At 50.2% G+C, this 12,843-nt stretch carries 8 protein-coding genes; 4 read left to right on the top strand and 4 right to left on the bottom strand.

Features of this window, described 5'->3' with window-relative positions; genetic code table 11:
* Positions 1–92: 92 nt before the first annotated feature.
* Positions 93–884, top strand: coding sequence for an SDR family NAD(P)-dependent oxidoreductase (locus ABC336_RS15405; protein WP_413239468.1), 792 nt, complete (start codon positions 93–95; stop codon positions 882–884).
* 106 nt (positions 885–990) lie between these two features.
* Here the strand turns inward: ABC336_RS15405 and ABC336_RS15400 are convergent, their stop codons facing one another.
* Positions 991–2,010 (bottom strand): nitroreductase family protein, encoded by a 1,020-nt coding sequence (locus ABC336_RS15400; protein ID WP_413239467.1) that lies wholly within the window; start codon positions 2,008–2,010, stop codon positions 991–993.
* 406 nt (positions 2,011–2,416) lie between these two features.
* Here ABC336_RS15400 and ABC336_RS15395 point away from each other — a divergent pair, with 406 nt between their 5' ends.
* The gene (locus ABC336_RS15395) at positions 2,417–2,905 is read left to right on the top strand and encodes a MarR family transcriptional regulator (protein ID WP_413239466.1); all 489 of its coding nucleotides are present in this window, start codon (positions 2,417–2,419) and stop codon (positions 2,903–2,905) included.
* 115 nt (positions 2,906–3,020) lie between these two features.
* On the opposite strand, the gene ABC336_RS15390 is transcribed toward ABC336_RS15395, so the two are convergent.
* Positions 3,021–3,851, bottom strand: a complete 831-nt coding sequence (locus ABC336_RS15390) for a helix-turn-helix transcriptional regulator (protein ID WP_413239465.1) — start codon at positions 3,849–3,851, stop codon at positions 3,021–3,023.
* Positions 3,852–3,966: 115 nt separating this feature from the next.
* Here ABC336_RS15390 and ABC336_RS15385 point away from each other — a divergent pair, with 115 nt between their 5' ends.
* Entirely contained in the window at positions 3,967–4,809 is an 843-nt protein-coding gene (locus ABC336_RS15385) for an NAD-dependent epimerase/dehydratase family protein (RefSeq protein ID WP_413239464.1), read from the top strand.
* A gap of 88 nt (positions 4,810–4,897) precedes the next feature.
* On the opposite strand, the gene ABC336_RS15380 is transcribed toward ABC336_RS15385, so the two are convergent.
* Positions 4,898–5,188, bottom strand: a complete 291-nt coding sequence (locus ABC336_RS15380) for a hypothetical protein (RefSeq protein ID WP_413242529.1) — start codon at positions 5,186–5,188, stop codon at positions 4,898–4,900.
* Positions 5,189–5,310: 122 nt separating this feature from the next.
* Entirely contained in the window at positions 5,311–6,648 is a 1,338-nt protein-coding gene (locus ABC336_RS15375; protein WP_413239463.1) for an FGGY-family carbohydrate kinase, read from the bottom strand.
* A 383-nt stretch (positions 6,649–7,031) separates the two neighbouring features.
* Here ABC336_RS15375 and ABC336_RS15370 point away from each other — a divergent pair, with 383 nt between their 5' ends.
* Positions 7,032–12,767 (top strand): InlB B-repeat-containing protein, encoded by a 5,736-nt coding sequence (locus ABC336_RS15370; protein ID WP_413239462.1) that lies wholly within the window; start codon positions 7,032–7,034, stop codon positions 12,765–12,767.
* Positions 12,768–12,843: the final 76 nt, after the last annotated feature.

The raw sequence follows: 12,843 nt of genomic DNA, 5'->3' as shown, positions 1-12,843 counted from the left end.
GTTAGTCCAGTTAATAGTAAGGCAGCGCTGTGGTTAACATTCCTTTATCGTTGGTATGATCAAGGCAACTCAACGATAAAGGGGACTCTTAGATGAACTCATACCGCTATCAAGGCAAAACGGCTTTAATCACTGGCGCTTCCTCTGGCATCGGCGAAGCATATGCCAAAGCACTGGCTGCGCGAGGCTGTCATGTCATCCTGACCGCGCGTTCCCAAGCCAAGCTGGAAGCACTGGCCAACGAGATCACACGCGCACACGGCGTGCAGGCATATGCCCTTCCCTGCGATTTGTCCCAGGCAGGGGCACCGCATCTCCTGGCCCAATCCGTCTCCAAGCTCGGCCTGACCGTCGATATTCTCATCAACAATGCAGGCTTCGGCACATACGGCCGCTTTGAAGATATCGATCCGGCGCGCGAGCAGGCAGAGATCATGCTGAATACCGGCGCGCTAGTCGAACTAACGCATTTTTATCTGCCCGGCATGCTGGAACGCAAAGACGGCATCGTGGTCAACGTGGCTTCCATGGCGGCATTTGCCCCCTGCGCCTATCTGGCCGTGTACGGCGCGACCAAGGCATTCGTGTTATCCTTCTCCGAAGCGCTGTGGGCAGAAACCCGCGGACGCGGCGTCCGTGTCATGGCGCTCTGTCCGGGTGCGACGGATACCGGGTTCTTCGATGAGGTGGGCAACCGGGACATGGTGGCAGGCAACAAAATGTCTACTCCCCAGAGCGTCGTTCAGGCCGGATTCCGCGGCATCGACCAAGGCAGCAGCTACAGTATTGACGGACGCGGCAATTATGCAACGGCCCTGATCTGCCGGCTGCTTCCCCGGCGCAGCCTAGCGCTCATCAATGAGCGCAATTCCCGGCCCCGCTAAACGTTGCTAACGCGCAGCGGTATCCGGTGAAGCGGTATAGATCATGATCTTCAGCTGGCCACGCCACCTCCCCTTTCCTTTTCTTTACAAAAGAATTGCTGCTCTATCAAAGACGTATCATATTTACCGTCGAGGAAGTGCAGGTTGAACATGATCGTTGCGCCACTGCCCCAACTTCCAGCACGGCTACAATTCTCTCATGCGGGTCTATCTCCAGTGGTATAGGCAGCTGATGCTCATATATCCATTCCGGAATGGTACGATGAACATACCATCCTTTATCGCTGGCCAACAATTGAAAGTTCTGAATCAAACAACATACTGCGGCATAATCCTCCTCTTGTTTGTGGGGGTCAGCTTCTTTCTTTGCCAATACTACAAGGAATGAGGGCGAGGTATTGGCATGTGAGGGCTGGAGCTTGGCAACTGCTTCATGGTCAGTCACATAAATAAAACGCCATGGCTCGCGAAGTCCATCATTTGGCGCCCAAACCGCGATGTTCAATGCTTCCAAGATGTCTTTAGACGATACATATTGGCCTTCCGCATGGGGCTTGGTATCTGTCGGGTATTGGGTCCAGTATTGTTCTGCGGGGGTCCTTTTCCGGGCTCTAGGCGATTTAACAACATATCCAATATTTAAGACACCGGCAAATTTTTCCCCGTCCTTCAGACCGATCTCATTAAAAAAGGACGGATTGCTCAACATGGGGTCGGTGTACCAAAGCATCCCCAAACCGTTTTCCCAGCCAAGCAATTGAAGATTCTGCATGACGCTGCAGACGGCGGCATAATGTTCGTCGCGCTGTCGTTGAGTGGCCGCAGCTTCTGCAATAAAAACCAGTTGGACCGGCGTGTTGAGAATGGATTTGGTGAGAAATCCTGTTATTGAGGACGGGATTAACTTACCAAATTGACTATCGGTTACTTTGGCAAACATGCTCTCAGCCAGTCGCAAACGCGATGCCTCGGAGTCATAATAAATGCAACGCCAATGCGTCAGCTCGTCGGATTGCCACAAACTCGAAGCTTGCTGGAGCAAGGAGTTCAACAATTCGAATGGGACAGGCTCTGCTTTAAACTTACGAACACTCCGTCGTTCTACTATCGTTTTGGCAACATTCATTGTAATGCCTCCCTGTGACAGAATGAATAGGCGGCGCAAGCTTAGCCTGTGATTGTCCATTGCACCATTTTAAAATCGAAGGTAAAGCAGTTCATTTAGTTGGGAATGGCAACGTTGATGACCGTGCTATCCAGGAGCCCATGAAAGCTCTGTGCGAAGGCTTCGGACCGAGTCATATGCAGCGCCTTCTTTTCGATTATTGTTAACAATGAAACTATATTACGCAACGGTTATTCTTGTCAACTTTCTTTTTAAATGCGGAATTCAAAAGTTGATCCCCACTACCTCATATGTTAAAATAATTTACAAATGAACAATAATATTCGACGCACTCCACCATGTAGCTTTAGCTCGCATATGAAATTTTGAATCGGGCAATTCTTTTTAATATAGGGGATGTTCAATCATGTCTGAGGGATTAAAGCGAACGCTGTACGAACGTTTTCTCCACTATGCACATTTAATCGAGCAAAGGTTTGCAGCAGAGAGTAATGAGTTTACTAGCCTGGCACAATTACATGGCATTACATCCATTCCAAGTAATTTAACAAGCGTACATGTAATTGATTGCATCGGAAACAATGAACCTATAAATAACACGTCTATTGCAGAAAAAATGAATTTGTCCAAAGCCAGCATTTCGAAAATAAGCAATAAGCTGCTTCAAGAGGGCTTTATTAAGCGAAGACAGATGGTTGATAATAAAAAAGAGGTTTATTTTACTCTCTCTCCCGAGGGCAAAAAGATTTTTGAAGTGCATGCCGCCATGCATGAAGTGTTGGAGGAACGATTCATAGCGGTTTTGCATTCATTATCCGAGTCAGAAATCCAAGGTGCCTTGAAATTTATTGATGTGATGATAGAAAACCAAGATATGGGTAAGGGAGAATCTTAGGCCATAACTCGGGGGGATTGGGTTGAGCGGGGGTGTACTCGGGAAGAACTTTTTGCAACAACACATTTAGGCCATCCTCTAACGGATAGCCTTTTCTGTAACGCAAAGCAGGATATCACGGCTTCGAAGCACCCACTAAACGTTGCAAACGCGCAGCGGTATCCGGTGAAGCGGTATAGATCATGACCTTCAGCTCCGGATTGGTGGCCTGCGGTTGCAGGGTCACATGTTCAAACTCCATGTCGCCGATCCGCGGATCGTAGCTCCTTTTATGGCGATCTGTTACGGCCTGAACGTCATGCAGCGGCCATATCTCGCGAAATAGCCGGCTCGTCTGCATGAGCTCGTCAATAAGCGCCTTAAACCCCGCATCATTAGGAAAGTGTGCGTAATCTGCACGAAATTGGGCGATCAAGACTTTGGCACCGGATTCCCAATCCTGAATGGTTGACCCCAGTTCTGTAAAAAGATATCTGAGCCAATTGAGCCGCTGCGCCCTTTGATCCGAAACCGAAGGCAATCGAAAAACGAACTCGGCTGCCTTGTTCCACATCAACACATCCCAATACCTTCCGAGCACAAATGCCGGATTTGGATCAAGAGCCCTTATTGTCCGTTCCAAACCCACGTGAATATGCTGATTGACTTCCGCTTCCTGTTGTGCCGGTTTGGCAAGAAGATGAAGATGCTGGCGTTCATCCTCTGTTAGTCGCAATGCTTGAGCTATGTTATTGAGCACATCCTCCGATGGATTGACATTTCGGCCTTGCTCCAACGAGGTATACCACGATATTCCGATATAAGCAAGCTGAGCCACTTCTTCCCTTCGCAGCCCGGGAATCCGTCGCCGCCCATAGGATACCAGCCCGACATCCTCTGGCGTAAGACGTTCCCGACGCGAACGCAAGAATTCCCCTAACGACATCTTGGAAGACACGTCCTCCATGGCTTCTCCTCCTTATCCTGACACTCCCAATCATACGATAAATGAAGGAAGGATGCTATTCGCACCTGCCATTATACTCAACCTATGACGCCAACAAATATAGGAGGATGGTATAATGAATTTTTTTGTAACCGGTGCGACAGGTAAAGTAGGCAGCCGTTTTGTGCCCCGTCTATTACAGCGCGGCCATCTGGTCAAACTCTTGGTCAGGAACGCTGCAAACGTGGAGGGGCTTCTCCAGCAAGGAGCTGAAGTGATAGCAGGCGATCTCTTGCAGCCGGATCAATACCTGGACGCTCTCCGGGGCTGTGATGTCGTGATTCATTTGGCCGCACAGTTCAGAGGTGTAGATGAGGAGACCACCCGTATGGCAAATATCGACGGCTCCGTCGCCTTGGCTCGTGCTGCGTTAGATGCGAAGGTGCCAAGGTTTGTGTTCTCAAGCACCATTCACGTTTACGGTTCGGGAGAGCATGCAAGACCCAGCCGGGAGGAGGATGAGCTCCACCCCGCTTTTGCTTATCCTCAGAGCAAAGCAGATGCCGAAGCTGCGCTGCTCCAGCTTCACCATGAAGATGGATTAGGGCTCCGCATCATACGGTTTCCATTCATCTACGGTGAGCGCGACCCCCATATCGCAGAGGTACTGCCCTACTTCCGTTCATGGCATCCGGCCAGACGGATCCATATGGCCCATCATGCGGATATCAGTCAAGCCTTGATGCTCGCGGCGTCCACACCGGGTATTGATGGGCGAATCTACAATGTTGCCGACGATGCGCCGATCTCCGTTGCGGAGATGCTGCAGCTTCATCATACCGACTTATCGCCGGAAGCGCTGCAGCAGGAGTATGATCCATGGGATATGATCGCCGATACTACGCGGATTAGAGACGAATTGCAATATCGGCCGATCTATCCGTCGTTCTATACGGCAAGAGATGCCGGAGCGTTATAAGCTACGAGGCGGCTGGGCTAGTCGCGCATAAGTATGAAAAAGACGCTCGGGATCTTCCCAGCGTCTTCTCGTTCCGACCAATGGCCGTCTATTTACCTCTTTCAAACTCCCTGTTTGCGGCTTTCAGCATCGTCTCCCAGTCCGGAAAATCCGTCTCCCTGTCAATATGCCGATCGAAAAGCTCACCGGCTATTTTTTCAATGTCTTGCAGCGTATCCGCCTGGAAGTTGCCCTTTTCCTGAAACTCCTGGAAGCTATTGAATCTGGAATGCTTTTGCATAAACGATGCAGGAAAAAGCTTTTCCAATGAAGGCTGACTGGGGTCGTCTTGCATCGTTTTCTGTCCTTGCAGGTCCTTTAGCAGATCATCAAATGACATCGGTTGTCTTTTTCTCAGAATACCACTCCTCATTATTAATTTAGCAAATTCCATCATAGCATATCTTCTCCGGAATGACGAAACTCGGGTTAGGACAAACCCCTTTTCGAGGGGTTATTAGCTTACTTCGTCCAATTTTCCAAAAAATGATCTACCGCTGCCTGCTCAATCGCCAGCCCTTCCGTGTAACGCTTCATAAACAAGGCAAAACCATTCACATCTGCGCTGTCAGGGTAAACGTCTACTCCCTCGACATCCTTGAACACCTTAGCAGTAAGGTAATCAGCCAAGCCCTCGTGCAGCTCCTTATTAGTCATATAAGAGGCCAAAATCGCCATTCCCCATGCGCCGCCCTCACCCGCCGTAGACATGATCTTAACAGGAACATTCAGTGCTGCGGCACACATTTTTTGACCGACTAGGGGCGTCTTGAACAGTCCGCCATGCGCCAAAATGCCGTCAATCGTGACATCCTCCTTCTGTGTCAAAATATCGACACCTAGCCTTAATGCAGCAAACGCGGTAAACAGCTGAACTCTCATGAAGTTAGCTAGATTGAAACGGCTTTCCGGAGAACGAACGAACAGCGGGCGACCTTTTGCAAGCCCGGTAATGTTCTCGCCTGAATAGTAACCGTAGCTTAGCAAACCGCCGCCATCAGCATCTGCCTCCAGCGCTTTGCCGAACAAAACGCTGAATAGCTGGTTCATATCGGGTTCCAGCCCCATAGCTTCATAGAATTCACGGAACAAGCCGAGCCAGGCATTAATATCGCTGGAGCAGTTGTTAGCAAGAACCATAGCGACAGGGCTGCCATCAGGAGTATTCACGATGTCAATCTCGGGGTACACCGCAGATAAATCTTTCTCCAGTACTAACATGGCAAAAATCGACGTCCCTACAGAAATGTTGGAGGCATCCCCCAAACCAAGTGCCTTACTGCCCGTTAATAGCCAATGAATGTAACCCGACAAAGTTGTCAAATAATCAATATTGGCTACATGCTCTTCATTGTCCAAAATCGCTTGATACAAATGTGCGATGCTCCAGCGTTGAGGAATTTTACACTGGAATCTCTCGGTTAGCTCAGCTGCAGCTGTACCCGTTGTGGCATTGCGCCATGTCCGGAACGGAACCAAAAGCTCCCCTGAGTGATGAAGTGCAATATAGCCCTGCATCATAGCGGAACATCCGATTGATCCGATTTTCCCCAGTGATACGCCATAAGTTTCCTCAACCTCTTGCTTCAATTGGCGATAGGTTTCTTGCAACCCGTTCATCATATCTTGCTGATGATAGGTCCAATAACCGTCGATCAATTGATTTTCCCACTCATAGCTGCTGGAAGCAATGGTTTCAAACTTGTCATCAATCAGTATAGCCTTGATTCGTGTAGATCCAAACTCGATGCCAAGCGAGGTTTCTCCCCTCACTATGGATTGTTTAATATTTTGATCCATGATGGTGTCGCTCCTCTACTTTCAAGACTCGACTCCTACTTGCGTTTTTGTATACCTTAGTGATTCGCCCAGCTCTGCCCGTGGCAAGTCAGCGCCCTTACTAAGGGACCGAGATTGTTCAGATTCTGTCAAGAACCATATATTACAATAAACAAGCAGGATGCTTATAAGTCATTAGACCTATTTTTATTGATTAATCGGAACCGAGAGAGGTGTCCGGGAAATCTGAAAGGGGCATGATTTTAATTGATTTCAATAAGCCCAAGTTTGATCTGTCAAGGGGTTGATCCATGGGATTGGCATTAGAATCAACCCGATAGAACAATCCTTGGAGTGCAGCGCAATGACAAACATAGATTAACGTTATACGAGGAGGAAGACCTTTGAAGTTGAAAAACAAATCAATGAACCGCATTTGCACGTGGCTGCTTATCGTCACCATGCTGAGCGGGATGCTGCCGACACAGGTGTGGGCGGATCAATCCGGAGCGCAAATGAACGGCCTTAACAACTACGTCGTGGAGTTAAGCTCAGATCCGTCCACAGCCGCACGGCCTTCTACTTTAGGCACTGCCACTGACGACGGCCGTATTTGGGCGGACAAATCTGTTTCGGTAAACGAAACTCAATTTGACGTCACCCTGTCGGCATTAGCCCAGGAATACGTCCGCACCTCTACCAACACAGGGCGGGAACAGGCAGCCGCCGACGTAGCGATGGTTCTGGATATGTCGGCGAGTATGACAGCGGATCGTGTTACCAGAATGAAAGATGCCGTAAATAAGGGGATCGATATGATTATGGCTGCCAATCCGAGGAATCGGATCGGTATCTATTATTACGGTCTCTCGACCCCCGGCAACGTCGGGACATTGTTTCCGCTGGCCTCCTATTCTACGCCTGAAACCGGGGACAGCACCACCGTAACCGACCGTTATATCACCAGCAATAATCAAACCATAACCAGGAAGGCAGGAGTGACCCAGACATTCCTTGACGGAACAACGGGAACAACTACAGCCCAAACGATATCTACCTCTACCGGTACGGCCACTCAAATGGGGCTGTATACGGCCATCCATGCTTTAAAAGCAGACATTACAGAACTACCAGTTAGTAGCGAAGACACCGAAAGGTCTCCGTATGTTCTGCTCCTGACCGACGGTGAGGCCAACAGAGCCTATACGAACTGGTATAACAGTCCACCGAACGGAACAGAAAGAGCGGGCAGCGGTTCAACCGGTACGGCTGAGATTACGGCGCTGAGCATCTTGAGTGCGGCCAAGCTTAAAGAAGAGCTCAAGATGGCGTACAGCGCACATAGCGGCGGCAAGGATGTTGTATGGTTTAATGTGGCCTTTGGTCTGAGCGAAGGCAACAATCTGGCCACAGCTCTATTGAAGCCAAGTCGGCTGGCATCGGCATCGGCTGGCGCTGAATTAGATGTACGTAACCAACTGACCACACTTACAACAAACGCACCTGGGGATAATAATAAGTATGGTATAGCGGGTACGCCCGGCTACGTATATGCAACCGATTATATTTATTTTATCTCTCCGACTGATCTGACCAAGGTGGATGAGGCGCTTGGCGATCTGGCAGCATTGGTAGAGGCCGCTACCAAGGAAAAAAATATACCGTTCGAACAGACCAATGAGTTCGGCGAACCGTTGAATCTTATCCTCACTGATGTGTTGGGGGACGGGATGGAGCTACAATCAGCCCCCAGAATGGGTGCATTAACAGGAACGATAAAATCCCAATCCGGGGCAGTGACCATCTATGAGTTCCCGAACATGGGCACGACGGTTGAGTACGACAGGGATACGAGGGAAATCAAATGGATCATCCGTCCCGATGAAGTACCGTTGATCATGTTCAGCGATCGTCAAAATCCTGTGCCGGGCAGTTATTCCAATGCTCAACTTCTCCCTGTGCAGCTTACCTATACGGTGGGATTAACGGATATCTACGATTCCGGTACGTTCTACAGTAACGAGTATATGGATAACAACATTGCAACTGCAACTGCGCGCTTCATACCGAACGTAGACAATCCGTATTATTATGATAACATTACTGAGAGTGAAGGCGAAATCTCAAGCACCCCTAAAGTAATCGACAACAACGTATTGGCATCCCAGCCGAAAGGCAGCAATATCACCGGCACTGCCGGTGCGGCATACGCCAATGCATGGCTTGGTGATCAACATGGCACGTTTGTTACCAGACTGGGGAATAACGGCAAGATTATCCCTAAACTGAAAATCGATATCGCCCCAGCATCGGATTCGGTGTCTGCAGGTGAAAAAGTCATCTATACCATTACTGTTACCAATCTGACCAATAGTGATATTACTAACGTCATCCTTAACGATAATTTGCCCATCGGTCTGACATTTGTGGATGAGAGTTTAATCGAAGACGGCGATGCGAAAGAAAACGCCACCTTCCCTTATACGATAAGCTCCGTACCTGCAAACGGTCATACGGAATTGACCTTTGAGGCTTCCGTGCCGTCTGGTGCAACGGCAGAAACAGAATATATCAGTGAGGCTACCATCACATCGGTCGAAGGCACAGCATTGCCTACCCCAGCAACAGCAACAAGTGATAAGGTGACCGTTGCCGATACCTTCTCTCCGAGCGTAACCATCCTGCTCGACGGAGCGAGCTATCCGGGTCGAACGGTGGAGCTGTGGCAAGACGGCACCCGCCAATACACGCTTGCAGCAAGTGAAAATATCCATTCGGCCAGCGGCGTCGCGCCCGGGACTTATGACATCTATGTCAACGATATGAATACCGGGGTACAGCTCTCTGACTCCAACGCGAGCAGAGACATCCATTATTACACTGTAGCCTTCTATGACGGAGCACAGCTGCTTGATAATCCTGCTCCGCAAACGATGCTGTCTGGTGGGCAAGCCACCTCGCCGGCAGACCCGACGAAAGTGGGCTTTACTTTCAACAGCTGGGTAACCACAAACGGAGGCTCCACGGCGTTTGACTTCCAGACGGCGATTACAGCAACCACAGCCGTCTACGCCACATGGACACCGAACACCGGTACAGCGTATACGGTTAACCATCATCAGGCGGCCATCGACGGCGGTTATACCGCAGCTCCCGACGTTGAGAGCCTGAGCGGTACGACCGGGACTCCAACAAATGCTGAGGCGAAGACCTATCCCGGCTTCACCGCCTTACCGTTTGATCAGGAAATCATCGCAGCGGACGGCAGTACGGTCGTGGATATCTATTATGCGAGAAACGTGTATACCATTACCTTTGTCATCGACCCGGCTAAGGGAACGACGACAGGTGCCACCACGTCGCAGGTTGTCTACGGGGCAACGCCGACGGCACCGGGCATTACAAACATTCCAGGGTATGCGTTCACCGAGTGGGACAAGACCATCGAACCCGTCACTGGTGACGACACCTATACGGCACAATTCGAAGTGACCGACTTCACGATCACCTACATTCTTAACGACGGCAGCGATAACGACGCAAATCCTGATACCTATACGGTAGAAAGCGATGACTTTACCTTAACCAATCCGACAAAAACGGGGTATACCTTCGCGGGATGGACGGGAACAGGGCTGTCTGCACCAACCCAGACGGTAACGGTAACAAAAGGTTCGACAGGCGATCGCAACTACACGGCGACATGGACAGCCATGACTAGTATCGTGACGTTGGACGACAACGGCGGCAGTGGCGGCAGCGACAGCGTCACGGCAACGTACGATCAGCCTATGCCGGCTGCAACAGCACCGAGTCGGGCAGGATATACCTTCCTCGGATACTTTGACCAACCAAGCAATGGCACAAAGTATTATGATGCGGACATGAGCAGTGAGAGAGACTGGGATAAAGCCGATGGTTCCACGACTCTCTATGCCGTGTGGACGGAGATCGGTCATATCACGATTGAATATGTTGTCAATCATGCGGACTACGGTACAGTTAGTCAGACCTATGAATCGTTGAACCCCGAGAGCGGTACGGCAACGGGTTCGGTAGCAACGGCAAACCCGGGATATCGCTTTGTCGAATGGCAGGACGCATCCGGTGCGACTGTTAGCACAAGTGTTAGCTTTGACCCGCAGAAGGAGGATTCCGGCCGTTACGCGGCGGCAACCTATACGGCTGTCTTCGCAGCTGACATCTACATGATCAACTACGAGCTTGACGCTTGGACAGTCGATCCGTCGAACCCGGCAACCTATACCGTCGAGAGTGAGAACTTCACCTTAACGAACCCGACCAAACCAGGGTATACCTTTGCGGGATGGACGGGCACGGGGCTGTCCGAACCGACCCTTACTGTCACGATAACAAAAGGCTCGACAGGCCGTCGCGATTACACCGCCACCTGGCAAGCCGAGCCATCGACCGGGAATTATATTGTCATCGGCACTGTGGTGGACGACAGCACGCCTGCCGTTACCCTTCCGGGAGCCACCGTGGAGATTGTGAAAGGCAATACTCAGTATGGAGACACAGCGACTACGGATGCCGCAGGTCGTTTCACCATCCATGATGTACCGGCGGGGACGTACAACCTGAAGATCACGCTAGGCGAGAAGACAGCCATCATTGCGATTGTCATCGGGGGAGAGCTACAGGTTGTAGATCTTGGCAACGTTGTATTCCCCTACAATGCCAGCAGTGCACTGAAGCTGCAAGGCACGGGTACGCCGCCGATCGTCATCGATAATCTGCATCCTGAGTCCGTAGAATACCTGCTCAACGAGTATAACAATACAGGGTTTACCAAGGTTGAAATGGTCATTGAAAAGGTCGATGAAACCACGAATGATTCCGATATCTTAGATGCCATCAGAAAGATCGATACGAGCGCTCGGAATAACAATACGACAATCGGGTTATACCTCGACATGATTATTGAAAAGTTCTATCGTGTTACCGAAGCGGTTAACTGGGATTCCGAGGGCCTTATCGGACAAACCAATGGGCTGATCAAAGTCATGATTCCGATTCCTGCGGAATTGCAAGGCAAGTCGAATTATACCGTGTATCGCTATCACGGGAACGCGGTCAATGTCATCCGCACGACTCCGAATGCCGATGGGGAGTATCTCACCCTGGATTCGTCCGATTGGACGCTGACCTTATATGTGAAGAACTTCTCAGTCTATGGTATCGCTTATCCTAACCTTAGCTCCCCTCCTCAAACGCAGTACCCGCCATTTGTTGGCCAACCAACTGCGTTCACGGTCACCTTTGACGGGGATGGAGGCACGCTAGCACCAGCCACACAATCGGTGACCAGCGGAGGGCTGCTAACCAAGCCGGCAGATCCGATCCGAACCGGTTACACGTTTGAAGGCTGGTTTAGAGCGGATGGCACGGAGTGGAATTTTGGCACCGACAGGGTGAATGGCGATCTGACCTTGACTGCAAAATGGACACTTGCCGATGTGGACATCCCTGTTCTCGACAAGGTCAATCATTTTGCTTACATGCAAGGCTATCCTGACTTGACTTTCGGTCCCCAAAAGAATATGACACGCGCAGAAGTGACGGTCATGTTCGCGCGGCTGCTGGTCGAGAAGATGGACGTAGACAAACGATATCCATCCCGATTCAACGATGTGGATCCTGCGAGATGGTACGCAGATGCCATCGGATATATGGAGCAATACGGCATCATTACGGGCTACGCCGACGGCGCCTTTAGGCCGGATGCAGCGATTACCCGTGCAGAGTTTGCAGCCATTGCCTCCCGATTCGATGAGCTGGTCACAGGCGAGCCTGTGATGTTCTCAGATGTTACAGCGAATTACTGGGCAAGAGATTACATTTCCTTTGCTGCTGCCAAAGGGTGGATCAAAGGCTATCCTGACGGAACCTTCAAGCCCGGCAACAACATCACCCGTGCTGAAGTGGTAAGTCTGGTCAATCGTATGCTTGAGCGAGTGGCTGACAGAAGTTATGTAGACAGTCATACAGATACCCTTAACCAATATGTAGATTTAACTAATGCGCACTGGGCTTACTACGATATCATGGAAGCTACCAATAGTCATAATTATGAAAAGACCGCAGACAGCGAAACTTGGATCAGTCATACGAAGTAAAAGAGAATCGTAAAAGAAAATAGCGGGCGAGGGGAGGCAAGTGGCTTCCCTTCGTCCGCTATTTTTTGTGTATCGG

Source organism: Paenibacillus jepli (assembly GCF_047238105.1).
Taxonomy (GTDB): domain Bacteria; phylum Bacillota; class Bacilli; order Paenibacillales; family Paenibacillaceae; genus Paenibacillus_D.
Note: the sequence above shows the minus strand (reverse complement) of the source record. Positions and strands in the feature narration are given on the sequence as shown.